Source organism: Streptomyces sp. NBC_01016 (assembly GCF_026341035.1).
Lineage (GTDB): Bacteria > Actinomycetota > Actinomycetes > Streptomycetales > Streptomycetaceae > Streptomyces.
Genome location: NZ_JAPEOQ010000002.1, coordinates 799,422 through 826,327, shown reverse-complemented (window position 1 = coordinate 826,327; position 26,906 = coordinate 799,422). Strand labels below are relative to the sequence as shown.

Annotated in this window: 25 protein-coding genes and 1 pseudogene; 10 read left to right on the top strand and 16 right to left on the bottom strand. The window is 71.0% G+C overall.

Annotated elements, in window-relative coordinates; genetic code table 11:
- The first annotated feature begins 36 nt into the window (after nucleotides 1-36).
- The 3 genes and pseudogenes from pknB to OG746_RS30450 form a co-directional block, all read left to right on the top strand.
- A complete protein-coding gene (gene pknB, locus OG746_RS30460) occupies nucleotides 37-1,992 on the top strand; it encodes a Stk1 family PASTA domain-containing Ser/Thr kinase (protein WP_266720528.1) in 1,956 nt (651 codons plus the stop codon).
- 48 nt (nucleotides 1,993-2,040) lie between these two features.
- A complete protein-coding gene (locus OG746_RS30455; RefSeq protein WP_266720526.1) occupies nucleotides 2,041-2,907 on the top strand; it encodes a deoxyribonuclease IV in 867 nt (288 codons plus the stop codon).
- Nucleotides 2,908-2,977: 70 nt separating this feature from the next.
- A pseudogene (locus OG746_RS30450) lies at nucleotides 2,978-3,091 on the top strand (DUF4396 domain-containing protein); the annotation flags it as partial.
- 33 nt (nucleotides 3,092-3,124) lie between these two features.
- Here OG746_RS30450 and OG746_RS30445 read toward each other — a convergent pair.
- Complete coding sequence (locus OG746_RS30445) at nucleotides 3,125-3,757, bottom strand: sulfite oxidase-like oxidoreductase (RefSeq protein ID WP_266720524.1); 633 nt, start codon at nucleotides 3,755-3,757, stop codon at nucleotides 3,125-3,127.
- Between the two features lie 175 nt (nucleotides 3,758-3,932).
- On the opposite strand from OG746_RS30445, the gene bfr reads away from it, so the two are divergent.
- Nucleotides 3,933-4,412, top strand: a complete 480-nt coding sequence (gene bfr / locus OG746_RS30440; protein WP_266720522.1) for a bacterioferritin — start codon at nucleotides 3,933-3,935, stop codon at nucleotides 4,410-4,412.
- Between the two features lie 2 nt (nucleotides 4,413-4,414).
- On the opposite strand, the gene OG746_RS30435 is transcribed toward bfr, so the two are convergent.
- Nucleotides 4,415-4,672, bottom strand: coding sequence for a (2Fe-2S)-binding protein (locus OG746_RS30435; RefSeq protein ID WP_266720520.1), 258 nt, complete (start codon nucleotides 4,670-4,672; stop codon nucleotides 4,415-4,417).
- Nucleotides 4,673-4,830: 158 nt separating this feature from the next.
- The gene (locus tag OG746_RS30430; RefSeq protein WP_266720518.1) at nucleotides 4,831-6,183 is read right to left on the bottom strand and encodes a class II 3-deoxy-7-phosphoheptulonate synthase; all 1,353 of its coding nucleotides are present in this window, start codon (nucleotides 6,181-6,183) and stop codon (nucleotides 4,831-4,833) included.
- A gap of 108 nt (nucleotides 6,184-6,291) precedes the next feature.
- Here OG746_RS30430 and OG746_RS45670 point away from each other — a divergent pair, with 108 nt between their 5' ends.
- Nucleotides 6,292-6,351, top strand: a complete 60-nt coding sequence (locus OG746_RS45670) for a trp operon leader peptide (protein WP_524540543.1) — start codon at nucleotides 6,292-6,294, stop codon at nucleotides 6,349-6,351.
- 110 nt (nucleotides 6,352-6,461) lie between these two features.
- Nucleotides 6,462-8,351 (top strand): anthranilate synthase family protein, encoded by a 1,890-nt coding sequence (locus OG746_RS30425; RefSeq protein ID WP_266720516.1) that lies wholly within the window; start codon nucleotides 6,462-6,464, stop codon nucleotides 8,349-8,351.
- Here the strand turns inward: OG746_RS30425 and OG746_RS30420 are convergent.
- The 5 genes from OG746_RS30420 to OG746_RS30400 all read right to left on the bottom strand — a co-directional run bounded on the left by OG746_RS30420 (nucleotide 8,291) and on the right by OG746_RS30400 (nucleotide 13,225).
- Complete coding sequence (locus OG746_RS30420; RefSeq protein ID WP_266720514.1) at nucleotides 8,291-9,301, bottom strand: 2-hydroxyacid dehydrogenase; 1,011 nt, start codon at nucleotides 9,299-9,301, stop codon at nucleotides 8,291-8,293. The genes OG746_RS30425 and OG746_RS30420 overlap by 61 nt on opposite strands.
- A gap of 82 nt (nucleotides 9,302-9,383) precedes the next feature.
- Nucleotides 9,384-10,412: a 6-phosphofructokinase gene (locus tag OG746_RS30415; RefSeq protein WP_266720512.1), complete on the bottom strand. Its 1,029-nt coding sequence runs from the start codon at nucleotides 10,410-10,412 to the stop codon at nucleotides 9,384-9,386.
- Between the two features lie 53 nt (nucleotides 10,413-10,465).
- Nucleotides 10,466-11,146 (bottom strand): response regulator, encoded by a 681-nt coding sequence (locus tag OG746_RS30410; protein WP_266720510.1) that lies wholly within the window; start codon nucleotides 11,144-11,146, stop codon nucleotides 10,466-10,468.
- A 45-nt stretch (nucleotides 11,147-11,191) separates the two neighbouring features.
- The gene (macS, locus tag OG746_RS30405) at nucleotides 11,192-12,406 is read right to left on the bottom strand and encodes a MacS family sensor histidine kinase (RefSeq protein WP_266720508.1); all 1,215 of its coding nucleotides are present in this window, start codon (nucleotides 12,404-12,406) and stop codon (nucleotides 11,192-11,194) included.
- A gap of 66 nt (nucleotides 12,407-12,472) precedes the next feature.
- The gene (locus OG746_RS30400; protein WP_266720506.1) at nucleotides 12,473-13,225 is read right to left on the bottom strand and encodes a lysophospholipid acyltransferase family protein; all 753 of its coding nucleotides are present in this window, start codon (nucleotides 13,223-13,225) and stop codon (nucleotides 12,473-12,475) included.
- A gap of 203 nt (nucleotides 13,226-13,428) precedes the next feature.
- Between OG746_RS30400 and OG746_RS30395 the strand changes: the two genes are divergently transcribed.
- Nucleotides 13,429-14,226 carry an alpha/beta hydrolase gene (locus OG746_RS30395; protein ID WP_266725531.1) on the top strand — a complete coding sequence of 266 codons (798 nt, stop codon included), beginning with the start codon at nucleotides 13,429-13,431 and terminating at the stop codon, nucleotides 14,224-14,226.
- A complete protein-coding gene (locus OG746_RS30390; protein WP_266720504.1) occupies nucleotides 14,219-14,914 on the top strand; it encodes a hypothetical protein in 696 nt (231 codons plus the stop codon). Before OG746_RS30395 ends, OG746_RS30390 begins: the two co-directional genes overlap by 8 nt.
- 18 nt (nucleotides 14,915-14,932) lie before the next feature.
- On the opposite strand, the gene OG746_RS30385 is transcribed toward OG746_RS30390, so the two are convergent.
- From OG746_RS30385 to OG746_RS30360, 6 genes are all read right to left on the bottom strand, one after another.
- On the bottom strand, nucleotides 14,933-15,697 hold the full coding sequence (locus tag OG746_RS30385) for an endonuclease/exonuclease/phosphatase family protein (protein ID WP_266720502.1): 765 nt from the start codon (nucleotides 15,695-15,697) through the stop codon (nucleotides 14,933-14,935).
- Between the two features lie 67 nt (nucleotides 15,698-15,764).
- Nucleotides 15,765-16,718 (bottom strand): ROK family glucokinase, encoded by a 954-nt coding sequence (locus OG746_RS30380; RefSeq protein WP_266720500.1) that lies wholly within the window; start codon nucleotides 16,716-16,718, stop codon nucleotides 15,765-15,767.
- A gap of 66 nt (nucleotides 16,719-16,784) precedes the next feature.
- A complete protein-coding gene (locus OG746_RS30375) occupies nucleotides 16,785-17,258 on the bottom strand; it encodes a DUF5304 domain-containing protein (protein WP_266720498.1) in 474 nt (157 codons plus the stop codon).
- Between the two features lie 68 nt (nucleotides 17,259-17,326).
- On the bottom strand, nucleotides 17,327-18,427 hold the full coding sequence (locus OG746_RS30370; protein WP_266720496.1) for an ArsA family ATPase: 1,101 nt from the start codon (nucleotides 18,425-18,427) through the stop codon (nucleotides 17,327-17,329).
- Between the two features lie 135 nt (nucleotides 18,428-18,562).
- A complete protein-coding gene (locus tag OG746_RS30365; protein WP_266720494.1) occupies nucleotides 18,563-19,000 on the bottom strand; it encodes an SRPBCC family protein in 438 nt (145 codons plus the stop codon).
- A gap of 91 nt (nucleotides 19,001-19,091) precedes the next feature.
- Nucleotides 19,092-19,853, bottom strand: coding sequence for a metallophosphoesterase family protein (locus OG746_RS30360; RefSeq protein ID WP_266725529.1), 762 nt, complete (start codon nucleotides 19,851-19,853; stop codon nucleotides 19,092-19,094).
- 322 nt (nucleotides 19,854-20,175) lie between these two features.
- Between OG746_RS30360 and OG746_RS30355 the strand changes: the two genes are divergently transcribed.
- Nucleotides 20,176-21,972 (top strand): AMP-dependent synthetase/ligase, encoded by a 1,797-nt coding sequence (locus OG746_RS30355; RefSeq protein ID WP_266720492.1) that lies wholly within the window; start codon nucleotides 20,176-20,178, stop codon nucleotides 21,970-21,972.
- 1,028 nt (nucleotides 21,973-23,000) lie between these two features.
- Here the strand turns inward: OG746_RS30355 and OG746_RS30350 are convergent.
- Nucleotides 23,001-24,152 carry a glycosyltransferase family 4 protein gene (locus tag OG746_RS30350; RefSeq protein WP_266720490.1) on the bottom strand — a complete coding sequence of 384 codons (1,152 nt, stop codon included), beginning with the start codon at nucleotides 24,150-24,152 and terminating at the stop codon, nucleotides 23,001-23,003.
- Between the two features lie 92 nt (nucleotides 24,153-24,244).
- Here OG746_RS30350 and OG746_RS30345 point away from each other — a divergent pair, with 92 nt between their 5' ends.
- Complete coding sequence (locus tag OG746_RS30345) at nucleotides 24,245-25,486, top strand: glycosyltransferase 87 family protein (RefSeq protein WP_266720488.1); 1,242 nt, start codon at nucleotides 24,245-24,247, stop codon at nucleotides 25,484-25,486.
- A gap of 10 nt (nucleotides 25,487-25,496) precedes the next feature.
- On the opposite strand, the gene OG746_RS30340 is transcribed toward OG746_RS30345, so the two are convergent.
- Entirely contained in the window at nucleotides 25,497-26,708 is a 1,212-nt protein-coding gene (locus tag OG746_RS30340; protein WP_266720486.1) for a hypothetical protein, read from the bottom strand.
- Between the last annotated feature and the right edge of the window lie 198 nt (nucleotides 26,709-26,906).

Genomic DNA, 26,906 nt, shown 5'->3' with positions numbered 1-26,906 from the left:
GCCTGCCTGTCGGTCACTCCTCGTACACTCGCCTGCGTGGACACGACCCTTCAGGACCCGTTGCTCGGGCACGTGCTCGACGGCCGGTACCGCGTCGACGCACGCATCGCGGTCGGCGGGATGGCCACGGTCTACCGGGCCGTGGACACCCGCCTCGACCGCGTGCTCGCGCTCAAGGTGATGCACCCCTCGCTGGCCGCCGACGTCTCGTTCGTCGACCGTTTCATCCGCGAGGCCAAGTCGGTGGCCCGCCTCTCGCACCCCAACGTCGTGGGGGTGTACGACCAGGGCACCGACGGCCCGTACGTGTATCTGGCGATGGAGTACGTCGCCGGCTGCACCCTGCGCGACGTGCTGCGCGACCGGGGCGCACTGCGGCCGCGCGCCGCCCTCGACATCCTGGAGCCGGTCCTCGCCGCGCTGGGAGCGGCCCACCGCGCCGGCTTCGTGCACCGCGACATGAAGCCGGAGAACGTCCTGATAGGGGACGACGGCCGGGTCAAGGTGGCGGACTTCGGCCTGGTCCGCGCGGTGGACACGGTCACGAACACGACGGGCGCGGTCCTCGGCACGGTCTCGTACCTGGCGCCCGAGCAGATCGAGAACGGCACGGCGACACCGAGCGTCGACGTCTACGCGTGCGGTGTCGTGCTCTACGAAATGCTCACGGGCAGTAAGCCGCACGCGGGCGAGTCCCCCGCCCAGATCCTCTACAAGCACCTCCACGAGGACGTGCCCCCGCCCTCGGCGGCGGTCCCCGGCCTCCCCTTCGAGCTCGACGAACTGGTCGCGTCGGCGACGGCGCGCACCCCCGAGGTGCGCCCGTACGACGCCGTGGCGCTCCTCGGGCAGGCCAGGGGCGCCCGGTCGACGCTCACCGACGTCCAGCTGGACGCGGTGCCGCCGCAGGCGCTCGACACGGAGTACGTGGGGGCCGACGACCGTACGAGCGTGATCCCGCGCGCGCTGGGCACGTCCGTACAGCTGCCGCTGCCCACGGACTCCGCGGACCAGGCGCGGCTCAACCGGACGAGCCGCCTGGAGATGCCGCCGCCCCTGCCTCCCACGGCCCCCGGGCCGGCGCACGGCAGCGGTCGCGGTCGCGGCCCGCAGCGCCGCACCCTCGCGATCCTCGCGGCGGTCCTGCTGGTCCTCGGCCTCGGCACCGGCGTCTGGTACATCAACTCCGGCCAGTTCACGAAGGTCCCGTCCGTCCTCAACCAGACGCAGACGCAGGCCGAGAAGCGCCTTTCCGACGCGGGCCTGGAGAGGGGCACGGTCAACCGCGCGTACAGCGACACGTACAAGCGCGGCACCGTCATGGACAGCGACCCGGGTTCCGGCGACCGCATCCGCAACGGCGGGACGGTGGACCTGACCGTGTCCAGGGGCGCGAAGACCGTGAAGGTCCCCAACCTCAGCGGCACCCCGCTGGACAAGGCGAAGAGCGATCTCAAGAAGCGCGATCTCGAACCGGGCATGACCACCAGGAAGTTCAGCGACCAGATCGCCAAGGGCTCGGTGATCAGCACGGACCCCGGCGCGGGCAAGACGCGCAAGGCCGGTTCCGCCGTCGCCCTGGTCGTCTCCAAGGGCTCCCCCATCGACGTCCCCGACGTCACGGGCGAGTCCGAGCAGGACGCCATCGCCGACCTGGAGGACGCGGGCCTGAAGGCCGAGATCTCCACGAAACGGGTCAACTCCGAAGAGGACAAGGGCAGTATCGCCCGGCAGTCGCCCGCGGAGGGCAAGCAGCTCGCCGAGGGCGACACGGTGACCCTGACGATCTCCAAGGGTCCCGTCATGGTCGAGGTCCCCGATGTCACAGGTCTGAAGGTCGACGAGGCGAAGACTCAGCTCAGCGCGGCGGGCTTCGAGGCGGAGGAGAACCGCGGGCTGCTCGGCCTGTTCGGTGACACCGTCAAGAGCCAGTCGGTGGAGGGCGGCGACGAGGCCCCGAAGGGCTCCAGCATCACGATCACCATCCGGTAGCGGCGGCCCGGCCCCGGGCGTTCGAACACGCATGACACCCTGGGCCGGGTGAACAGCAGCATCCGCAACCCGATCGGCGGTCACGTTCCCGTGGCCGGCGGCCTCGCGTCCGTAGGCCTCTCCTACGCCCGTGACCTCAAGGCCGAAACCGTCCAGGTCTTCGTGGCCAACCCCCGCGGCTGGGCCACTCCGCCCGGCAATCCCAAGCAGGACGAGGACTTCCGCGCCCAGTGCGCCGCCGAGAACATCCCGGCGTACGTCCACGCCCCGTACCTGATCAACTTCGGCTCGCACACCGAGGCGACCGTGGACAAGTCCGTGGACTCCCTGCGCCACTCGCTGCGCCGGGCCCGCGCGATCGGCGCCCTCGGCGTCGTCGTGCACACCGGCTCCGCGACCGGCGGCCGGGAGCGTGAGGTCGCCCTCGCGCAGGTCCGCGAGCGCATGCTGCCGCTGCTCGACGAGCTGACCCACGACGACGACCCGTTCCTGCTCCTGGAGTCGACCGCGGGCCAGGGCGCCTCGCTGTGCTCGCGCACCTGGGACTTCGGCCCGTACTTCGACGTCCTCGACCGCCACCCCAAGCTGGGCGTCTGCCTCGACACCTGCCACATCTTCGCGGCGGGCCACGACCTCACGGGCCCGGCCGGCATGAAGCAGACCCTCGACCTGCTCGTGGACACGGTCGGCGAGGGCCGCCTCAAGCTGATCCACGCCAACGACTCCAAGGACGTCGTGGGTGCCCACAAGGACCGGCACGAGAACATCGGCTCCGGTCACATCGGCGAGGACCCGTTCCGCGAGCTGCTGGCCCACCCCGCGACCGAGAACGTTCCCCTGGTCATCGAGACACCCGGCGGCAAGGAGGGGCACGCGGCCGACGTGGCCCGACTGCAGGGGTTGCGCAGCGCCTGACGTCAACGAGGACGTCAATCGCTCACGCTGCGCGGAGCACGCACGGCCCGGCGCCGACTTCATGTCGGCGTTCCGGGTCGCGCTCGCCGCTTCGCCGGCGATCGCCTTCGTGGTGACGACCCCGGTCAACCGCTGGATGATCGGCCGCGGCAAGGGCCACGCGGTGGTGCACCAGTACCACTGACCCCCAGGGGGTACCGGAAGCCTGGCGAGAGGCCTAGAACTCGGGCCCTTCCCCGGGCCCCTCCTGGTACGAGTACCGCTGCTCACGCCACGGGTCGCCCACGTTGTGGTACCCGCGCTCCTCCCAGAATCCGCGCCGGTCCGCCGTCATGTACTCGACGCCGCGCACCCACTTCGGGCCCTTCCAGGCGTACAGGTGGGGCACCACGAGGCGCAGCGGGAAACCGTGCTCCGCGGTGAGCAGTTCGCCGTCCTTGTGCGTGGCGAAAATGGCCCGCTCGGACGCGAAGTCGGACAGCCGCAGGTTGGACGAGAATCCGTATTCGGCCCACACCATCACATGGGTGACATCGGGCCCGGGAGGGGCGAGCTCCAGGATCGTGGAGGCGCGTACGCCGCCCCATTCGGCGGCCAGCATGCTGAACTTCGTGACGCAGTGCAGATCGCCGACCACGGTCCCGTACGGCAGCGCCGCGAACTCTTCGTGGTTCCAGCAGTGCTTGTCACCGTCGGCGGTCGCGCCGAAGACCCTGAACTCCCAGCGCTCGGGCCGGAACTTGGGCACCGGGCCGTAGTGCGTGACGGGCCAGCCGCGCTGCAGACGCTGCCCCGGTGGAAGCTCCGGCTGCACTGCTCCCCCAGACTCGCGACCCACCGGATGACCCATGCCTCCATCCTGACAGACCTGGAGCAGTGGACGTGACCACGCCCACTCCGCCCGGACCTGCCACGACCGTTGATTCGGGCAACTCCTACTAAGCGTGCACTTACTGGACGCACTCGTGTGCCGGTGCAAGGATGCGCGAAACCTGCCCAGTAACCGCTTGGAAGGAGCCTCTGCGATGCAGGGCGACCCCGAGGTCATCGAGTTTCTCAACGAGCAGCTGACGGCCGAACTCACGGCCATCAATCAGTACTTCCTGCACGCGAAGATGCAGGACAACTTCGGCTGGACGAAGCTCGCGAAGTACACACGCTCCGAGTCGTTCGACGAGATGAAGCACGCGGAGGTGCTGACCGACCGGATCCTGTTCCTGGACGGCCTGCCGAACTACCAGCGGCTCTTCCACGTCCGGGTCGGCCAGACGGTCACCGAGATGTTCCAGGCGGACCGGCAGGTCGAGGTCGAGGCGATCGACCGTCTGAAGCGGGGCATCGAGGTGATGCGCGGCAAGGGCGACATCACGTCTGCGAACCTTTTTGAGTCGATCCTCGAGGACGAGGAGCACCACATCGACTACCTGGACACGCAGCTGGAGCTGGTGGAGAAGCTGGGTGAGGCGCTGTACATCGCGCAGCTCATCGAGCAGCCGGAGAGCTAGAGCTAGGCCGCTTCCGGCAGTTCCGCCGACTCGGCCTGCGGCGCGAGGGCAACGGCCGAGTCGCCCTGCTCGACAAGCTCCCTGCGGGGGCACGCGCTCCGGCCGAGCAGTGCCTGGATCCGGCGGACGCAGGAACCGCAGTCGGTGCCGGCCTTGCAGGCCGACGCTATCTGGCGGGGGGTGCAGGCACCGTCCTCCGCGTGCTTCTTGACCTGCGCCTCGGTGACACCGAAGCAGTTGCAGACGAACACGCGGTTCACCTCCCGGTCGGACCGTCGTCGGGACTCATAGGCAGCGCCGTCCCGATTGATCGGTGAGGCTAACCTAACCTTACCCGGCCGACCGGAAGCACAAAAGTGCCGTGGGGCGCGGATCCTTGTGATCCGCGCCCCACGGCGTTACCCACGGTCAATGGCCGTCACTGGTCGCGGTACATCTCCGCCACCAGGAACGCCAGGTCGAGCGACTGGCTGCGGTTGAGGCGCGGGTCGCAGGCCGTCTCGTAGCGCTGGTGCAGATCGTCGACGAAGATCTCGTCGCCGCCGCCCACGCACTCGGTGACGTCGTCACCGGTGAGCTCGACGTGGATGCCGCCCGGGTGCGTGCCGAGCGCCTTGTGGACCTCGAAGAAGCCCTTGACCTCGTCGAGCACGTCGTCGAAGCGCCGGGTCTTGTGACCGGAGGCCGCCTCGTACGTGTTGCCGTGCATCGGGTCGGTGATCCAGGCGACCTGCGCGCCGGACGCCGTGACCTTCTCCACCAGCTCGGGCAGCTTGTCGCGGACCTTGTCGGCGCCCATGCGGACGATGAAGGTCAGCCGGCCGGGCTCGCGGTCGGGGTCGAGGCGCTCGATGTACTGCAGCGCGTCCTCGGCCGTCGTCGTCGGGCCGAGCTTGATCCCGATCGGGTTGCGGATCTTCGAGGCGAACTCGACGTGCGCGTGGTCGAGCTGACGCGTGCGCTCGCCGATCCAGACCATGTGGCCCGAGACGTCGTACAGATTGCCCGTACGCGAGTCCACGCGGGTCAGCGCCGACTCGTAGTCGAGCAGCAGCGCCTCGTGGGAGGCGTAGAACTCGACCGTCTGGAACTCGGCCGGGTCGGTGCCGCAGGCGCGCATGAAGTTCAGCGCGTTGTCGATCTCGCGGGCGAGCTTCTCGTAGCGCTGGCCCGACGGGGACGACTTCACGAAGTCCTGGTTCCAGGCGTGCACCTGGCGCAGGTCCGCGTAGCCGCCCGTGGTGAAGGCGCGCACGAGGTTCAGCGTCGAAGCGGACGCGTGGTACATCTGCTTCAGGCGCTCGGGGTCCGGGATCCGGGCCGCCTCGTTGAACTCGAAGCCGTTGACGGAGTCGCCGCGGTAGGTCGGCAGCGTGACGCCGTCGCGGGTCTCGGTGCCCTTGGAGCGCGGCTTGGAGTACTGACCGGCGATCCGGCCGACCTTCACCACCGGCACCGAGGCGGCGTACGTCAGCACGGCGCCCATCTGGAGCAGGGTCTTCAGCTTGTTCCGGATGTGGTCGGCGGAGACGGCGTCGAAGGCCTCGGCGCAGTCGCCACCCTGGAGCAGGAACGCCTCTCCCTTGGCGACGGCCGCCAGGCGGTTGCGCAGCTGGTCGCACTCGCCGGCAAAGACGAGCGGCGGATACGACTCGAGGTCCGCGATCACATCGCGCAGAGCCTCGGCATCGGGGTACTCGGGCTGCTGCGCCGCGGGCAGGTCTCGCCAGGTGTTGCCAGCGCTTGCGCTGGTCTTAGCGTTCACGGTCACCTCGTAAACATTACGGGGTCATGCCGCCCGTCCATCCCCCCGCTCATCTTTTGAGACGGACGCGACACGTCTGAGCCCCACGCGCGGGCATCGGGTACGGTGACGCTCATGTTCGCGCAACTTCTGCACCGCACCTGGTGGTGGACCGCACATCCGGCGGCCCACTGACTGCGCGTACCTGAAACCGCGAAGGCCGCCCGAGGGGCGGCCTTCAGTGTTTTACGACACCGGCTGTTCCTCCCGAACGACTCCCGACAGTCTCTGGAAGGAACACCCTCATGCTCGACTCACTGCTCACGGGCGACCGCCCCTTCGCGCTTCTGCGCCGCCGCACCCCTGGCCGCGAGCACGACACGGTCGAGGTCCTGACCGGCCCGGTCGCCGAGTACGAACGCCTCGCCGACATCCCCGAAGGGCTCGCCCTCGTCCCCTTCCGGCAGATCAGGGAACGCGGCTTCGACGTCCGCGACGACGGCACCCCGCTCACGGTCCTCACCCCCGAGGAGTCGTACGAAATCCCGCTCGCCGAGGCCCTCGAACAGCTTCCGCGGCACGACGTCCAGGTCAGCGACGGCGGCTTCGACGTCGACGACGACGCATACGCCGACATCGTGGGCCGGGTGCTGCGCGAGGAGATCGGGCAGGGCGAGGGCGCGAACTTCGTGATCCGCAGGACGTACGAGGGTGAGATCGCGGGATTCTCGCGGGCCGACGCCCTCGCGCTGTTCCGGCGGCTGCTCGACGGGGAGCGGGGCGCGTACTGGACGTTCGTCGTGCACACCGGGGACCGGACGCTGGTGGGCGCGAGCCCCGAGGTGCACGTCCGGATGTCCGGCGGCACCGTCGTCATGAACCCGATCAGCGGCACGTACCGCTACCCGGCCGAGGGCCCGACGCCCGAGCACCTGCTGGACTTCCTCGCCGACGGCAAGGAGATCGAGGAGCTGTCGATGGTCGTCGACGAGGAGCTCAAGATGATGTGCACCGTCGGCGACATGGGCGGTGTCGTCGTCGGTCCGCGGCTCAAGGAGATGGCGCACCTCGCGCACACCGAGTACGAGCTGCGGGGGAAGTCGACCCTCGATGTGCGGGACGTACTCAAGGAGACGATGTTCGCGGCCACCGTCACCGGCTCGCCCGTGCAGAACGCGTGCCGCGTCATCGAGCGGCACGAGGTCGGCGGCCGCGGCTACTACGCGGGCGCGCTCGCGCTCGTCGGCAGGGACGCGGGCGGGGCGCAGACGCTCGACTCCCCCATTCTGATCCGCACCGCCGACATCGACGCCTCCGGGCAGCTCCGCGTCCCGGTCGGCGCGACCCTCGTGCGCGGCTCCGACCCGGCGAGCGAGGTCGCGGAGACGCACGCGAAGGCGGCGGGCGTGCTGGCCGCGCTGGGCGTGCGCCCCGCACGCCCGCGTGCCGAGAGCACGCGGCCCGCGCTCGCCGACGACCCGCGGGTGCGGGCGGCGCTCGACGGGCGCAGGTCGGCGCTCGCGCCGTTCTGGCTGCGGATGCAGAAGCGCGAGAACGAGCTTTCCGGGCACGCGCTCGTCGTCGACGGCGAGGACACCTTCACCGCGATGCTGGCGCACGTGCTGCGCTCGACGGGGCTCGACGTGACGGTGCGGCGCTACGACGAGAAGGGCCTGCGGGAGGCGGTGCTCGCACACGAGGGCCCGGTCGTGCTGGGCCCCGGCCCCGGCAACCCCTCCGACCTGACCGACCCGAAGATGCGCTTCCTGCGCTCACTGACCGCCGACGTGATCCGCACGCACGAGCACGGCGTGCTCGGCGTCTGCCTCGGGCACGAGCTGATCGCGGCGGAGCTGGGCCTGGAGATCGTCCGCAAGGAGGTGCCGTACCAGGGCGCGCAGACCGACGTCGAGGTGTTCGGGCGGACCGAGAAGGTCGGGTTCTACAACAGCTTCGTGGCGTCCTGCGACGACGCGGCGGCGACCGAACTGGCGGCGCACGGCGTGGAGATCAGCCGGGACCGGGCGACGGGTGAGGTGCACGCGCTGCGCGGGCCCTCCTTCGGGGGCGTCCAGTTCCACCCGGAGTCGGTGCTTTCGCTGCGCGGCGCAGGGATCGTACGGGAGCTGCTGGCTCAGCTGGTCGACGGCGCCTCTGCGGGGACCAGCACGTTCTCGGAGCGGCGCCCGGCCTGATAGTCGAGGACGTTCTGCACCGTGGTCTCGATGATCTGTCCGACCGCGTCCACGGTGTAGTACGCCTGGTGGGACGTGACCAGGACGTTCGGGAACGTGACGAGGCGGGCCAGGGTGTCGTCCTCGACGACGTCGAGGGACTTGTCGAGGAAGAACAGGCCCGCCTCGGCCTCGTACACGTCGAGGCCGACGCCCGCGAAGCGGCCCTCGCGGAGCTCCGTGACCAGGGCCTTCGTGTCGATGAGGCCGCCGCGGCTGGAGTTGATCAGGATCGCGTCGTCCTTCATGGCGCGCAGCGCGGCGGCGTCCACGATGTGCTCGGTGGCGGGCAGCAGCGGTACGTGCAGGCTGACGACGTCGGCCTCGGCGAACAGCTGCTCCTTGTCGACGTACTTCATGCCGAGGGCCGTGCAGTTCGGGTTCTCGGCGACGTCCCAGCCGAGCAGGTTCATGCCGAAGCCGTGCGCGATCCTGGTGAAGGCCTCGCCGATCTTTCCGGTGCCGAGCACGCCGACGGTGCGGCCCCGCAGATCGCGGCCCATCAGCCCGTCGAGGCGGAAGTCGAAGTCGCGGGTGCGGGTGCTGGCGCGGACGATGCGGCGGTTGACGGCCATCGCGAGGGTCCAGGCGAACTCGGCGACCGAGTACGGCGAGTAGTACGAGACGCGGGACACGGTCAGGCCGAGCCGCTCGGCGACCTGTAGGTCGATGTTGTTGAAGCCCGTGGAGCGCTGGGCGATCAGCTGCGTGCCGCCGGCCGCGAGGGTCTGCAGCACGCGGTGGTTGAGGGTGGCGTTGACGCTGGTGGAGACGATCTCGTAGCCGGCCGCGATCGGTGCGGTGTCCTCGTTGAGGAAGACGTCGAGGCAGCGGACGTCGTGGTGCCCTTCGAAGGCCTTCTCGATCAGAGGCTTTTCGTCGGATTGCACGCCGAATGCGAGGATCTCCATAGAGGGAGTGTATGTACGGCCTTTCCGTACGGCACACGGAGCCGTGGATCGGTTGCGCAGTTCCCCGCGCCCCTGAAGACGCCTACCCGAAGAACACGCCGACCTCTTCGTACAGGGCCGGGTCCACCGTTTTCAGGCGGGCCGTGGCATCGGCGATGGGCACCCGCACGATGTCCGTCCCCCGCAGCGCCACCATCTTCCCGAAGTCCCCGTCCCGCACCGCCTCGATCGCGTGCAGACCGAAGCGCGTGGCCAGCCAGCGGTCGAACGCGGACGGCGTGCCGCCCCGCTGCACATGGCCGAGAACCGTCGTCCGCGCCTCCTTGCCCGTCCGCTTCTCGATCTGTTTCGCCAGCCACTCCCCCACGCCGGAGAGGCGCACGTGCCCGAAGGAGTCCAGGGACTCGTCCTTCAGCACCATGTCGCCGTCGCGCGGCATCGCCCCCTCGGCGACGACCACGATCGGGGCGTACGAGGAGCGGAAGCGGGAGGTGACCCAGGAGCAGACCTGCTCGACGTCGAAGCGCTGCTCGGGGATGAGGATGACGTTGGCCCCGCCGGCGAGGCCGGAGTGCAGCGCGATCCAGCCCGCGTGCCGGCCCATGACCTCGACAACGAGGACCCGCATATGGGACTCGGCGGTGGTGTGCAGCCGGTCGATGGCCTCCGTGGCGATGCCGACGGCCGTGTTGAAACCGAAGGTGTAGTCCGTGCCGGAGAGGTCGTTGTCGATGGTCTTCGGTACGCCGACGACCTTGATGCCGTACTCGTCCGCGAGCCGGGCCGCGACGCCGAGGGTGTCCTCGCCGCCGATCACGATGAGGGCCCCGACCTCCTGCTTGGCGAGGTTCTCCTTGACGCGGCGGATGCCGTCCTCCGCCTGGAGGGGGTTGGTCCGCGAGGAGCCGAGCACGGTGCCGCCGCGGGGCAGGATGCCGCGCACCGCGGGGATGTCGAGAGGGACGGTGTCGTTCTCCAGGGGGCCGCGCCAGCCGTCCCGGAACCCTACGAAGTCGTAGTCGTACTCCTGCACGCCCTTGCGCACGATGCCCCGGATGACAGCGTTCAGTCCGGGGCAGTCACCGCCTCCGGTCAGCACTCCGACCCTCATGGCGTAACTCCCTTGTCACGGCGAGTGGTTGGGGGCCACTCTCCCGCGCGGGGTCAGTCGTCGTCCAGACCTCGCTCGATCGCGTACCGGACGAGTTCCACGCGGTTGTGCAGCTGGAGTTTGCCGAGGGTGTTCTGTACGTGGTTCTGGACCGTGCGGTGCGAGATGACCAGGCGCTCGGCGATCTGCTTGTAGCTCAGGCCCTTCGCGACGAGGCGCAGCACCTCGGTCTCCCGGTCCGTGAGCTGCGGGGCGGCGCCCGACTCGTCGGCGTCACCGGCCGGGGACGGGTCCGATGCGAGCCGCCGGTACTCACCGAGGACGAGGCCCGCGAGGCCCGGCGTGAACACGGGGTCGCCGACGGCGGTGCGCCCCACCGCGTCGATCAGCTCGTCCGTGGAGGCCGACTTGAGCAGATAGCCGGTGGCACCGGACTTCACCGCCTCCAGTACGTCGGCGTGCTCACCGCTCGCGGACAGCACGAGGACGCGCAGGCGGGGGTCGGCGCCGACGAGTTCCTTGCAGACCTGGACGCCGGGCTTGGCCGGCAGGTTCAGGTCGAGGACGAGGACGTCGGGCCCCGCGGCCTGCGCGCGGCGCACCGCCTGCTCGCCGTCGCCCGCCGTGGCGACGACCTCGAAGCCGGCCGCGCCCAGGTCGCGGGCGACGGCGTCGCGCCACATCGGGTGGTCGTCGACCACCATGACCTTGATGGATCCGTTCGGTTCGCTCATCTCTCCGGTCCTGCCTTCCCCCGTGGCCCGTACGGGCCGCTTTCGCTACTTCTTCGGTACGCGCAGTTCGACCTCGGTGCCCTGGCCGGGGACCGAGATCAGCTCGGCGGTGCCGCCGATGTCGCGCAGCCGGCCCCGGATCGACAGGGCGACACCGAGCCGGCCCTCGCCCTCGGCTTGCGCGAGGCGGCCCTCCGGGATGCCGGGGCCGTCGTCCCGCACCGTCACGATCACCGCGTCCGACTCGTCCTCGACGAGGATCCACGCGCTGGCGTCCGCGCCCGCGTGCAGACGGACATTGTCCAGGGCGGCACTGACAGCGGCGGCCAGTTCGCGGGCCGCGGCGGGCCGCATCGGCACCGGGGCGCCCGGCTCCGAGAAAGTGATGTGTCCACCGGCGTGCCCGGCAAGGAGGGGGCGCAGATCGCGCGGGCCCGCGCCCTCGTCCTCGGCCGGTTCCGCCGGCTCCAGCACGGTGCGTACGACGGCGCCGTCCTCCGCGTCCTCGGACGCACGCGAGGCGGGTACGAGGCCCCCGGCGACCAGCGTGCGCAGCGCGACCTCCTGCTCGCCCGCCATCCGGCCGAGCTCCGCCGCCTCACCGCCCAGGGCGGTGCCGCGGCGCTGCACCATCGCGAGGACCTGCAGCACGCTGTCGTGGATGTCGCGGGCGAGGCGCTCCCGCTCGCGCGTCGTCGCCTCGATCTCCAGGGCGCGGGCGAGGGTGCGCTCGGACGCGCGGGCCACCTCCACGACGTAGCCGATCGCGATGGAGGCGATGCAGACCAGAAGGACGCTGTGGATGAGGCCGCGGGTGATGTCGCCGCGCTGCAGCACATTGGCGACGCCGATGAGCAGGGACGCTCCGGCCGCCCACCGCCAGCCGCCCTTGAGCGCCCAGGCGAGGACGGCGCCCGCCGTCCAGATCGACGGCAGCGTGGAGCCCCCGGTGACGGCCCGCTCGTGCCCGGCGACCGGCGAGAGCAGGATGCCGGCGACCGCGATCGTCAGGTCGGCGGTGAGGAACCGCTTGGTGCAGCGCCGGGCGCCCGACACCTGCGGCAGCGTCGCCAGCGTCCACACCGCGAGGACCGCGAAGTAGCCGGCGCCGACCCACGGGCGCTCGTACACCTCGTACGAGGAGGCGAACAGCCCGATCGCGTAGACGAGGGTCAGCAGGCGGTACCCGGTGAGCGCGCGCCACAGCGGCTGCTCGACCGACATCCGCACGACCCGCTCGCGCCCGACCGCGTTCCCCATGTCCCCTGTCCCCCCGTTGGCACTTCCGGGTACTTCTGCTCCTGCGCCCTCCTTGGGACGACGCGGCTAGGAGCCGTCCCGTTCCTTCTCCAACGCCTTCTTCGCCGCTTCCCTCTCGGCCTTGGCCGCCTTCTCCGCGTCCGCGATCTGCCGCTTGGCGGCCGTCGCGTACACGTCGACGTACTCCTGGCCGGAAAGCTTCATGATCTCGTACATGACCTCGTCGGTGACAGCCCTCAGGACGAAGCGGTCGCTCTCCATGCCGTGATAGCGGCTGAAGTCGAGGGGCTTGCCGATGCGGATGCCCGGGCGCATCAGCTTGGGCATCACCTTGCCAGGAGGCTGGATCTTCTCCGTGTCGATCATGGCGACGGGGATGACGGGGGCGCCGGTGGACAGCGCCACGCGCGCGAGGCCGCCCGGCTTGCCCCTGTAGAGGCGGCCGTCGGGGGAACGCGTCCCCTCCGGGTAGATGCCGAACAGCTCGCCGCGCTCCAGGACCTCGATGCCGCTCTTGATGGCGGCCTCGCCGGCGCCCCGCGAACCGGAGCGGTCCACGGGCAGCTGGCCGACGCCCTTGAAGAAGGCGGCCGTCATCTTTCCCTTGACCCCGGGGGTGGTGAAGTACTCGGCCTTCGCGATGAAGGTGACCTTGCGGTCGAGGACGGCGGGAAGGAAGAACGAGTCGGAGAACGAGAGGTGATTGCTGGCGAGAATCGCGGGGCCCTCGGCGGGGATGTTCTCGAGGCCCTCCACCCACGGCCGGAAACCGAGCTTCAGCGGCCCTCCGATGGCCACCTTCATTGCGCCGTAGATCAACCCACTGCCTTCCCTCGTGCCCGGACCTCGTACCGGGACCAGTCCGAGGATCCGACCTTAACCCGCGGGGCCGCCCCGGGGCCCGACGACCCTGGTCGGTGTCAGTCCGGTCGCGTACCGTGAGGTTCACGTCGCTGTTGCTCGTCAGCTCGTTCCCCTGCACGTCCGTCCACCGTTTCTCTGCCATGAACAGGAGACCGAAGGTGCCGGTCCTTCCTGGAGCCGAGCCGTACCGCCACGACGGTGGCGAGGTCGGCGTCCTCCTCTGTCACGGATTCACCGGATCGCCCCAGTCGCTGCGGCCCTGGGCCGAGTACCTCGCCGAGCGCGGGCTGACCGTCTCGCTCCCGCTGCTGCCGGGCCACGGCACGCGCTGGGAGGACCTGTCCGTCACCGCCTGGCAGGACTGGTACGCGGAGGTGGACCGCGCCCTGCGCGAGCTCACCGACCGCTGCTCCCACGTCTTCGTGTGCGGCCTGTCGATGGGCGGCGCGCTCGCCCTGCGCCTCGCGGCCAAGCACGGGGACCGGATCGCGGGCCTCGTCCTGGTGAACCCGGGCAACAAGGTGCACGGCCTGTCCGCGTACGCGCTCCCGGTCGCCCGGCACTTCGTGAGCACGGTCAAGGGCATCACCAGCGACATCGCCAAGGAGGGCGCGGACGAGGTCGGCTACCCCCGGGTTCCGCTGCACGCGGCGCACCAGCTGCGCATCTTCTTCCGGATCGTGGACCGTGAACTGCCGCAGGTGACGCAGCCCCTGGTGGTGCTGCACAGCGTGCACGACCATGTGGTGCCGCCCGCCGACTCGGCGCGGGTGCTCGGCCGCGTCTCGTCCACGGACGTCACGGAGATCCTGCTGGAACAGAGCTACCACGTGGCGACGTTGGACCATGACGCGGACCGGATCTTCGAGGAGAGCTACGCGTTCTTCGACCGGCTCGCTCCCGAAGTCGGCAAGATCCCCAGCGAGGGCGTGGAAGGGACGAGCACCGGTGACTGAGCAGGAGCGGGGCGGGTCCGAGCGGCCGGACAGCTCGGAGCCGCACGACCAGGAGGAGACCGGCGGGCAGTCGCGCGATCCCCTGCTGCCGAGCGACGAGGACGCGGCGTGGGCGGCGATCGTCGCCGGTTACGGGGAGGAGCCGCCGGACCCGCCGGGCGCCAAGCCGTTCAAGTCGGTGGAGGACCTGGCGCTGCTCGAACCGGAGACCAACGATGCGCCGAAGCCGCCGTCGGACGCGCAGCGGAGCACCACGGAGAAGGACGCCCAGGACCAGGACCAGGACCAGGACCAGGGTCAGGACCGGGACCAGGACCGGGGCAAGCAGGGTCCGCTCGGCTCCTCGGTCTCCTTCGCCCCGGGCATCGCTTCCACTCCAGGACCACGCGACCACGCGCCGCCCGCGCCCTCGGACGACGACTTCGGCGGCGCCGACGAGGGCCACTTCGTCCCGCCCGAGCCGCCCCCGCTGCCGGAGGGCGACGTCACGGCCAGGTTCGCCTGGCTCGCGGTGGTCGGCGGCCCGATCCTGCTGCTCCTCGCGGTGCTGCTGGGCTGGGACATGACGTGGTGGCTGGCGACGCTGTGCATCGGCGGCTTCCTCGGCGGCTTCGGCACGCTCGTCGCTCGGATGTCTCCGGGCGACGACGAGGACGGCGACGACCCGGGCCGCGGCGCCGTGGTCTAGAACGCACCGTTGAGACACCTACGTGGCAGGAACGCGGAGGGCGGCGAGCACCGGCAGATGGTCGGTGGCCGCCCTCAGCTCGTCCCGGTCCAGGAAGTCCGGCACCCCGCACCCCAGCACCTCGATGCCCTTCGTGGCGAGGATCGCGTCGATACGCTGATGGGGATCGGCCGGCGTCGAGGTGTACTCGCCGCCCCAGGGCCGGGTCGCCCAGGCGTCGTTCAGGGTGCGCGCGAGGCGCCGGAAGGTGCGCCCGCCGGGCCGCTCGTTGAGATCGCCGCCCACGACGGCGTGCTCCACCCCCATACCGGCGACCCGGTCGAGGAGCATCCCGCCCTGCGCGTACCGCTCGTCCTTCTGCAGACTCAGATGGCAGCTGACGACACCGAGCCGCGCGTCCCCGAACCGCACGACGGCGGTCGCGAAGCCGCGCCGGTGCAGTCCCGGCGTGAGCGGCAGCAGTACGTCCTCGGTGCGCTCGACGGTGGCGCGCAGCGAGCAGAGCAGCGCGGGCCCGGCGGCGCTGCCGCCCCCGGAGAGGATCACCAGGTCGGCCGCGCGGGCGAGCCGGGCGAGCTGCTTGCGCCAGCGGAAGAAACGGGGCGCCTCCTGGATCAGTACGAGGTCCGGGGCGCAGGCCTTCATCACGCGGGCGAGGGCGACGGGGCTGTCGCGCATCGAGCGGATGTTGTAGCTGAGGACGCGAATGACGGCCGAACCGTCCGCTTCCGTAAGGGACTTGGGAAGTTCGGTGCGTTCTTCGGGGAGCGAGCCGGAGTCCATGAAGATCAAGATACGCCGGTGCCCGCCGCCCCCACGGGGAACGACGGGCACCAGGTGCGTATGTACGTCACATGACGGGGTCGGGCTCCCGCGCCAGGTCGGCGGCGCCGACCATGCCCGCCTTGTTGCCCAGCTCGGCCGCGATCACGTCGGCCACAGGCCGCCAGTTGCCGCCGACCAGCCACCGCTTGTACGACTTGCGGATCGGGTCGAGGACCAGCTCGCCCTCGTCCGAGAGGCCGCCGCCGACGATGAACGCCGACGGGTCGAACAGCGAGGCCAGGTCGGCCAGGCCCGCGCCGGCCCAGCGGGCCAGCTCGCGGTACGAGTCGACGGCCACCGGGTCGCCCTCGCGGGCGGCCGAGGAGATGTGCTTGCCCTCGATGCCCTCGGGGCTGCCGTCGCCGAGCGAGAGCAGGTACGAGGCGTTCTCCGGCGTCGCGTTCGCCCGCTGCTTCGCGTAGCGGACGAGCGCGCGGCCCGACGCGTACTGCTCCCAGCAGCCCTGCGAGCCGCAGCCGCACAGCAGGCCGTCCGGCACCATGCGGATGTGGCCGAACTCGGCAGCTACGCCGAAGTGGCCGCGGCGCAGCTTGTTGCCGATGATGACGCCGCCGCCGAGGCCGGTGCCGAGGGTGATGCAGATGACGTTGCGGTGGCCCTTGCCCGCGCCGAACTTGTACTCGCCCCAGGCGGCCGCGTTCGCGTCGTTCTCGACGATCACGGGCAGCTTGACGCGCGCTTCGACCTTCTCCTTCAGCGGTTCCTGACGCCAGTCGATGTTCGGCGCGAAGTACACGGTGGAGCGCTGACGGTTGACGTAGCCGGCCGCACCGATGCCCACGCCCACGATCTCGTGCCCGGCCCTGGCACCTTCCACGGCCGAGGCGATCGCGTCGACGATCCCGTCAGGCGTGGAAGGCGTCGGCACCTTGAACGTGGAGAGGATGTTGCCCTCCTCGTCGACCACGCCGGCCGCAATCTTCGTGCCGCCGATATCGACGCCGATGGTGAGTCCCATGAATCCCTCAGTTCGGTCGAGCCCCGCTAGGGCCCACCCTAACCGAGCAGGGGCCCGGCCCCCGGCTCAGTCCAGGTCGATGTGCTCTCCACCGGGGCCTTCGTCCTCGGGGCCCTTGGGATCCTCGGCGTCCTTCGGTGGGGCCGGCTCCTGGGTGCGCTGGGTCCAGCGGCGCTCCTGGCCCTCGACCGCGGAGCGGTACGCGGCGAGCAGTTCGTTGCCCGCGGCGGCCAGGTGGTCGAACACGTCCGCGTTCCGGTCGATGACCGGCTCGATGACGGAGCGGGCCTGCCGTACGGCCTGCTTGGCGACCTGCTCCGCGGTGCCCTGGGCGACCGGGCCGAGGAACGGGGCCTGCACGGACGAGAGCTTGTCGGTGACGGCGTCGACGAGCTTCTTCAGCTCCTCGGCCGCGGATCCGGGCGGCGGCCCGTACTCGGCCCTGCGGCGGGCCCGCTCCTCCTCGAGATCCTCGGCGCACGCCTTCTCCCAGGCGTCGGCGTCGACCTGCTGGGCGGGTTGCTCGGTGGCGTCGCTCATGACGGCTGACTCCTGCGGAGAGCTGGACCGGTTACCCCTTCGACGTTACCCGAACGGGTGCGCCCCGTTCACCGGGTCTGCGGCCACAGATCCGGATCGGGGGCAAAGCGGACCCGGAGCTCGCCGTCGACGAGCCCCGCACCCGCCACGGTGCAGCGGCGGGGCGCGGAGGGCAGCGGGACGATACGCCGGAACGGGCCCGCGCCGACGACCAGTTCGTCGCCGCGCCGCATCAGGCTCAGCTCCTCGCGGACGGCCCCGGGCAGCGGTATCCGCCACACCAGGACGCCGTCCTCTCCGAGCCGGTCCTCCACGGGCCACGGGGTACGGGGGCCCGGCAGGGTCGCGGGCACCGGTACGTCCAGGTCCCCGGGGCGCGGGTCGCGGCCCAGGTGGGGCAGCTCGTGCGCGCCGGGCCACTCGGCGACGACCTTGCGCTGGCGGGCGGCTGCGTCGGCGAGCCACGGGTCGGTGGAGCCGTCGGGCAGCACGCGGTTGGCGACGACCGACTCGACGTCGAGCCCGTACAGGGCAAGGCCGGTGCGGGTGGTGCGCAGGGTCTCGGCGGCGGCCCGGGTGGGCTCGGCGACGAGTCGTACGCGGGTGGTGGCGGCCTCGATCACGGCCTGCGCGGCGGCGAGTTCGGCGTCCCAGCGGGCGGCGGACTCGTACAGCCACTGCCCGGGCATCGGCACCCCGGCGAGCCGGCCGAGCACGGGGCGCAGGGCGCGCGCGGCCTGCCGCTCCGCGGGGAGCAGGCGGCGCAGATAGCGGCGGAGCTGCTCGGGCAGGGCGAGCGTGTCGATGGCGCGGGGCGCGGGCGGCAGGTCGACGACGAGCAGGTCGTACGGCCCTTCGGCGCTGTCCCGCAGGGCGCGGAGCAGCGCGAGCTCCTCGCTGCCGGGGAGGGGTGTGACCTCGTCCGCGTCGAGCCGGGCGGCGCCGAGGAACTCGAGGCCGGAGGCGGCGCGGTCCTGGAGGGCGAGGAGGTCGCGGCGGAAGTCGTCGGCCGGGGTGAGACGGACGACGTCGACGTCCGTCAGCTCGGCGACCGGGTCCGCGGTGATCAGCCTCGTACGCACCCCTTGCCGGGCGGCCCGTTGGGCGGTGGCGGCGGCGACAGTGGTGCGGCCGGCGCCGCCGGGGCCGGTGACGAGGAGGGTGCGCATGGAGTGTGAGGCTACCTGTGGTTCCGGCCACCGTTGTCTGCTGCCCGGAACCGGGGGCGAGGTCTCGGGGCTCTGCCCCGGACCCCGCGCCTCAATCTCCCCCGGCTCACGCTGGGAGGTGCCCCCTGCGGGGCTCTAACTGCCCGACTCCACCCGCTTCTTCAGGCCCGCCAGCGCGCGGTCGATGATGACCTTCTCGGCCTTGCGCTTGATCATGCCGAGCATGGGGATCTTCACGTCGACCGTGAGGGAGTACGTGACCTCGGTCCCCTCGCCCGCCGGCTTCAGCACGTACGAGCCGTCGAGGGAGCGCAGCATCTGGGACTTCACGAGGGTCCAGGAGACCTCGTTCTCGCCGGCCCAGGTGTACTTGAGCGTCTGGTCGTCCTTGATCGCCCCGGCGTCCATGACGAGCCGGACCTGTTCGGCGCGGCCGGCCCCGTCCTCGGCGATGACCTCCGCCTCTTTCACCTCACCCGTCCAGTCCGGGTAGCGGGCGAAGTCGGCGATCACCCCCATGACATCGGCAGGGGCCGCCTCGATCGTGATGCTCGAGCTGGTGTGTTCCGCCATCGCCGTGGCTCCTCCGGATACCGGTCTGGGTGCGCCGTGCCTGCCTGCGTGTGTGTCCCGTGAAGGCTATCGCGCGCATGCGCTGTCGCTGTCACCACTCCAGTGCCCAGGGCCTGCCCGACCCCGCGAAGTGGCCGACATTCACGCATTCCGTGGACCCGATCCGCATCCGTCGCGCGAGCGGCTGGTGGACGTGGCCGAAGAGCGAGTACCGGGGCCGGGTCCGGCGAATCGCCTCGAGGAGGGCGCGGCTGCCGCGCTCGAACCGCCGCGCCACGGTGTCGTAGACGAGGTCGGGAACCTCCGGCGGGATGTGCGTGCACAGCACGTCGACCTCGCCCACGGCCTCGATCTTCGCGGCGTACTCCTCGTCGTCGATCTCGTACGGCGTGCGCATCGGCGTGCGGAGCCCGCCCCCGACGAAGCCGAAGACCCAGCCGCCGATCTCGACGCGCTCCCCGTCGAGCACGGTCGTGCCGGGGGCGGCGTACTCACTCCAGAGTTTCGGCATATCGACATTGCCGTAGGTCGCATACGTCGGTGTGGGGAACGCCGCGAACATCTCCGCGTACTGCTTCCTCACCGCTTTTTCGATGGCCGGCACACGGTCTATGCCCGCCCAGAGCTCCGCTCCGAAGGCACGCGCCTCCTCGAAGCGACGGGCGGTGCGCAGTTCAACGATGCGGTCCGCGTTCTCGACTCCGAACAATTCGGGGAAAATGCCGCGCGCATGATTTGCGTAATCAAGGAACAACACCAGGTCACCAAGGCAGATGACGGCATCGGCGCCGTCTCCCGCTCGTGCGAGGTCGGTGGAGTTTCCGTGCACATCGCTGACCACATGTACGCGCATGCCGATCACCCTAGGACGATGGGTCCCAGAATGGGTAGAGGCGGCCGGACCTGCGGTTACTTCCAAGTCGGTCGGCTTCTGGACTAGGGTGCGAGAACAGTCGCGGCGGCGTGTGACGCAGCGAACATCTGGTCCGACCCCCCTATCGAAGAAGCAGTACCGATGGGTAACGTCCGGGCAGTCCAGTCGTGTTCAGTTCAAACAATGAGCGCCGCCGAGTTGGAGCGGACAATTCATTGATGCACTGTGCACCTGCCCGATCTTGGACCGCACCGACGCATCACAGAAGAGTGGCGCCGGCGCCCTACGAGGAGCAGCAGTCTTGCGCGAGTTCAGCCTTCCCGCTTTGTACGAGGTCCCCGCGGACGGCAATCTGACCGACATCGTTCGCAGAAACGCCGCGCAGCACCCGGACGTCGCCGTGATCGGCCGAAAGGTCGGCGGCACGTGGCAGGACGTCACGTCCGTCCAGTTCCTCGCCGAGGTGCGCGCGGCCGCCAAGGGCCTGATCGCGTCCGGCGTGCAGGCCGGCGACCGCATCGCGCTCATGTCGCGCACCCGCTACGAGTGGACGCTGCTCGACTTCGCGATCTGGAGCGCGGGCGCGATCACCGTCCCGGTCTACGAGACGAGCTCGCCCGAGCAGATCCAGTGGATCCTCGGCGACTCGGGCGCGGTCGGCATCCTCGTCGAGCTGGACGCGCACGCCGCGGCCGTCGCCTCCGTGCACGACCGGCTGCCCGAGCTGCGGCACGTCTGGCAGATCGACGGCGGGGGCCTCGACGAGCTGTACCGCGCCGGTGCCGAGCTCTCCGACGGCATGGTCGACGACCGCAGCGCCATCGCGAAGGCCGACGACCCGGCGACCATCGTCTACACCTCGGGCACCACCGGCCGCCCCAAGGGCTGTGTCCTCACGCACCGCAGCTTCTTCGCGGAGTGCGGCAACATCGTGGCGCGCCTCGGCCCCCTGTTCCGTACGGGCGAGTGCTCCGTGCTGCTCTTCCTTCCGGTGGCGCACGTCTTCGGCCGCCTTGTCGAGGTCGCCTCGCTGATGGCCCCGATCAAGCTGGGCCACGCCCCCGACATCAAGCACCTCACCGATGAACTGGCCGCGTTCAGGCCTACGTTGATCCTGGGCGTGCCGCGCGTCTTCGAGAAGGTCTACAACTCGGCGCGGGCCAAGGCGCAGGCCGACGGCAAGGGCAGGATCTTCGACAAGGCCGCCGACACGGCGATCGAGTACAGCCGCGCGCTGGACACGCCGAACGGCCCGTCGCTGGCCCTGAAGCTCAAGTACAAGACGTTCGACAAGCTCGTCTACGGCAAGCTGCGCGCCGTCCTCGGCGGGCGCGGCGAGTACGCGATCTCGGGCGGCGCGCCGCTCGGCGAGCGGCTCGGCCACTTCTTCCGCGGCATCGGCTTCACGGTCCTGGAGGGCTACGGCCTCACCGAGTCCTGCGCGGCCACGGCGTTCAACCCGTGGGACCGCCAGAAGATCGGCACGGTCGGCCAGCCGCTGCCGGGGTCCGTGGTCCGGATCGCCGACGACGGCGAGGTGCTGCTGCACGGCGAGCACCTCTTCACCGGCTACTGGAACAACCAGGGCGCCACCGAAGAGGCCCTGGCCGACGGCTGGTTCCACACCGGCGACATCGGCACGCTGGACGAGGACGGCTACCTCCGCATCACCGGCCGCAAGAAGGAAATCATCGTGACGGCGGGCGGCAAGAACGTCGCCCCAGCCGTCATCGAGGACCGGATCCGGGCGCACGCGCTCGTCGCCGAGTGCATGGTCGTCGGCGACGGCCGCCCGTTCGTCGGCGCGCTCGTCACCATCGACGAGGAGTTCCTCGGCAAGTGGGCCGCGGACCACGACAAGCCGGTGGGCTCGACGGTGGCGTCGCTGCAGAACGACCCCGACCTGCTGGCCACGATCCAGGCGGCCGTGGACGACGGCAACGCGGCGGTGTCCAAGGCGGAGTCGGTACGCAAGTTCCGCATCCTGGGCGCCCAGTTCACCGAGGAGTCGGGACACCTGACGCCTTCGCTGAAGCTGAAGCGGAATGTCGTGGCGAAGGATTACGCGGACGAGGTCGAGGCGATCTACCGCGGCTAGCGGTACCGGGTGGCATCCGTCGCGGCGCGTTGGTGTGCGGTGCGGCGGATGTTGCGTTTGGGTCGAGTTGTGCGTCGCGGCGGATTGCGTCTCGGCCCGGTTGTGCGTTGCGGCGGATGTTGCGTTTCGGCCGACCGCTCCCCACGCCTCGGGGCTCCGCCCCGGCCCCCGCGCCTCGATCGCCGGCGGGGCTGGAAAAACGAGGCTCCGCCCCGGACCTCTCTGGTCCCCGTCCCAGGGCGAGCTCGATTTCCCGGAACCGGCATTGCGGCCACGGGACTTCGCCCCGAACCCCGCAGGCTCCCGTCCCAGGGCGAGTTTGATCCGCAGAACCGGCGTTGCAGCCATGGGGCTCCGCCCTGAACCCCGCGGGTCTCACCCCACGGCGCGCTTGATTTTGCCCGCCTCCCCGCAGGCGATGGCCCTGCCCCCGCCCATCTCCCACCCACCCGCCCCCTCCGGGGGCGTCGGCCTCACGGGTACCGCACCCGCCGCCGGGGCTTGAGGTGCCCACCCGCCACGGTCCTTGAGGTGCCACGCCTGAGCGTGCCGCCCCGCCTCGGGTGAGTGGCCGCAAGCACGGCTCCCCGTCGCGGCACCCGGCCGCAACCGCCTTGGGCAATCTGCCGCCTGGGGCGGCAGGGTGGGCAAGGCGGCCCCCCGGTGCCGCGCAATAGAAACGGCAGGCGCCAACCACAGTGGGTTCCCGAACCCCCGGTGCTGCAGAGCCATCAGGACAGGCACCGCCCCGGCGAGGCTCCGGGCCCCGGGAGGCCGAAGCCCCCGGAGGGGGCGGGCGGGCGGGAGATGACCACGCAACGGCGCAGCCGGACAAGGACCGGCGCCGCGCGCCAGTCACCTCAGACGTCGGCCACGCCACAGCCCCGCACCCCCGGTACCGCGAACCCCTCACGACGAGCGTCGGTCACGGCACGGCACAGCCCTGCACCTCCGCTGCCGCACAACGGGACCGCGCCACCCAACCCCCGGTACCGCGCAACAGGAACCACGGCCCCGCCACGAACCGGTTACAACAACCCCCGCAACCGCTCCGCCAGCAAATCCCAGCGCCACTTCTCCTCGACCCATTCGCGGCCCCGCTCGCCCATCCGGCGGCGGAGTTCCGGGTCCTGGAGGAGCGTCACGATGCGGTCCGCGGACTCCGCTTCCGAGCCGCCACGGACGACCCACCCCGTCTCACCGTCGAGCACCGCGTCCGGCGCGCCGCCCGAGTCGCCGGAGACGACCGGGAGCCCGGTCGCGGAGGCCTCCAGGTAGACGATGCCGAGGCCTTCCACGTCGAGCCCGCCCCGCCGCGTACGGCACGGCATCGCGAACACGTCCCCCGCCCCGTAGTGCGCGGGCAGCTCCTCCCACGGCACGGACCCCGTGAAGCGCACCGAGTCCGCGACCCCGGTCTCGGCAGCCAGCTTGCGCAGGTCCTTCTCGTACGGCCCGCCGCCCACGATCAGCAGCACCGCGTCCGGCACGGCCGCCAGGATCTTCGGCATGGCGAGGATCAAGGTGTCCTGGCCCTTGCGGGGCACCAAGCGCGAGACGCACACCACCACCGGCCGGTCCGTGAGCCCGAGCCGCGCCCGTACGACATCCCCACCCGACCCCGGGTGGAACGTCTTCTCGTCGACCCCCGGCGGAAGCTGCTCCATCCGCTCCGCCGCCGCGGGCGTGAGCGCCGCCGCGATGCGCGAGCGCGTGTACTCACCGAGATACGTGATCGTGTCCGTGCCCTCCCCGATCCGCCGCAACAGCTGCCGGGAAGCGGGGAGTTGGGCCCAGCCCGCCTCGTGCCCGTGCGTCGTCGCGACGATGCGTGAGGCGCCCGCCCTGCGCAGCGCGGGCGCCATCAGGCCGAGCGGCGCCGCCGCCCCGAACCACACCGACGTACAGCCGTGCGCCCGCAGCAGCCCCGCCGCGCGCTTGGTCACGCGCGGGGTCGGCAGCAGCATCGTCGTGTTGTCGCGCACCACGGTGAACGGCTGCTCGGCGTCGAAGGCCGCCGTGGCCTCGATGCCCTCGCGGGTGCGCTTCCACGTCGAGGCGTAGACGACGAGCCGCTCCGGATCCAGGCGCAGCGCCATGTTGTGCAGGAACGCCTGGATCCCACCGGGGCGCGGCGGGAAGTCGTTGGTCACGAGCAGTGTCTTCGGTGTCTGGCGCATCACCGCCGACAGTACCGAACGCGCCCGGCGGTGGCCGCCGCGCCGCGGGGGTCCATGGCCAGGCCACAGGACTTCCCGGCATCATGTATCGAATGAAGACGCGAACGCCCGCCGGGCTCCTGGTCACCTGGGTACTGACCCGCGCGCTGCTTCTGCTGTGCGTCTTCAAGGTGATCGTTGTTCCAGGTCCCGACGTCACCAGCGACGTCCACGTGATTTACCAGGGCTGGTTCGACGTGCTGCGCACCGGAACGTTCCCTCTGGACGACGTCACGTGGCAGTACCCGCCGGCCGCCGCGATGGCGATCCTCTCCCCCGCGCTGCTGCCCTTCCTGGAGTACGCCTCCGCCTTCTTCCTGCTCGCGTTCCTGGCGGACGCCGTCGTCCTGCTGATGCTCCTCTACGTCTCCGAACGGCGGGGCGGATCGCGGCGCGGCACCTGGGTGTGGGTCATCGGGCTGCCGCTGCTCGGACAGACCGTCTACGCGCGCTACGACGTGATGGTGACGGCCGTCGCGATCGCGTCACTGCTCGCGGCGGCCCGGCATCCGCGGGCCGCGGGCGTCTTCGCGGCGATCGGCGCGATGATCAAGGTGTGGCCCGCGCTGCTGCTGCTCGGCACGCGGCGCGGCCGGGCCACCCGGCAGACGTGGGGCACGGCGGTCCTGACGGCGGCCGGGCTGCTCGTCGCCTTCACGCTCGCGATGCCGGGCGCGCTCGCCTTCCTCACGTTCCAGAAGAACCGCGGCACCGAGGTGGAGTCCCTCGGCTCACTCGTCTTCCACGTGGCGCGCCAGTTCGGCTGGAACGGCACGGTGCAGCTGAACTACGGCTCGGTGGAGTTCCTCGGCCCGTACGTGGACGTGGTGAGCACCCTGGCGCAGGTGCTCACGGCGCTCGCGTTCGGCTGGCTGCTGCTGTGGCGGTTCAAGGCGCGCGCCTGGCAGCCCGCGACGCTCGCCGACGCGGGCCTGACGGCGGTGCTGCTGTTCACGACGACGAGCCGCGTGATCAGCCCGCAGTACATGGTGTGGCTGGTGGGCGTCGCCGCGGTCTGTCTCCTCTTCCGCGACAGCCGGATGACGCTGCCGGTGTGGCTGGTGCTCGCGGCGACCTTCGTGACGTTCCTGGAGTTCCCGCTCTACTTCGGCAACGTGGTCGCCAGCGACCCGATCGGCGTCACCCTCCTCCTCGTACGCAACGGCCTGCTGGTCGTGGCCTCCCTCAGCGCCTGCCGCCGGCTGTGGCGCGCCACGGTGACCGAACCCCGGCGCGCCGAGCACGCCCCCGCGCCCACCCCGACCTCGCGCGACAACGCGGTACCGACGCCCTAGGGCCCAAAAATCAGCCCAGCTCGGACCGCACGTACTCCCGCCACTGCGCCACGAACTCCTGCTCGTCGATGCCGAGGGCCTGCCGCAGCGCGCCGTCGACGGCCCCTTCCCGCTGCTTGTGGCCGCCGACCGCCTTGTAGAACGCGTTGAGCTTCGCCTCGCCCCAGCGGTCCGCGATCATCCGGCAGGCCAACCAGCCGCTCTCGTACGCGCGGGCGAGCTTGGCGGAGTCGCCGGAGAAGCCGAAGTCCTTGTCGTCGGGGAGCCGTGCCGGCGCCGCGCTCTGCTCGACCGCGCGGCGCAGTTCGGGCGCCGCCTGGCCCGGTGTGCGGTCGCTCTCGCGGTAGCCCGCCCAGTCCGCGTACCCCTCGGAGAGCCACAGCGGGGTCGCGGCGGACGTCGCGCGGCGGGTGGCGACGTGGGCGGTCTCGTGGGTGAGGACGACCTGCTTGCCGACCTCGCCGAGCACGCCGTACGCCTCGGGGTTGAGGATCACCCGGTCCGCGGGCGCCGTGCTGGGACCGCCCGCCTCACCCGTCGTGACGGCCGCGATCCCCTGGTAGCCGGCGGCGGGCGAGCCCAGCAACTCGCCCATCTCGTCGAGGGACTCGGGCACCAGAACGACGACCCGGCGCGCCCAGTCGCCGCCCCATGCACGCTGCACCGAGGGCACCGCCTCGTCGGCGAGCTTCGCGTACGAGCGCAGTTCGGAGCGCGGTTTGCCGACCCCGAGCACCAGGCTGTGCGAGCCCTTCACCGCGGCCACCTCCCCCTGCTCCCACAGCTGTTCGCCCGCCTTCTTCCCGGGCCGGTCCCCGGTGACGTACCAGCCGTCGTCGCCGTGGCCGAGCGTCAGCCTGCGCTCGGCGACGACGGGCGCCTTGTCGTAGCCGTCGATGCGGTAGCGCAGTTCGGCGGTGGCGGTGGCGCGGGATCCGGAGCGCTTCAGGTGGGTGAGCTTGTACTGCCAGGAGTCGAGCGGGACCTCGGAGAGGTCGTCGAGCAGGCCGGGCTCCGCGCTGCCCGTCGACCGGTAGGCGGGCCCGTCCCGGGTGACGACGGCGTGCGCCCGCTGGTCGAGCACCCGCTGCACGGCGGACGCGTCGGCACCCTTCGGCCCCGCGTCCTTGCCGCACCCAGAGAGCGCGGAAAGCCCTACGAGCAGGGCGCCCAGTGCCACCGCACTCCCCGCCCTGCCCACCGCACGCCCTCGACCAGCCATCTTGTCGATCGTACGGCTAGGGTCCTTCTGACGGATCAGGCTGGACGTGGTCGGCTGTCATGTTCGGTGCCGGTGAGCGGGGGCTGGTGCGTGCAGCTGCAAGGCGGAGGAGGGCGTCAACGCGGAGCGTTGGCAACCGACGACAACGCAGCAGATGTGCGTGCCAGGGCCCGCTCACCGGCAAGATCCGTCAGAAGG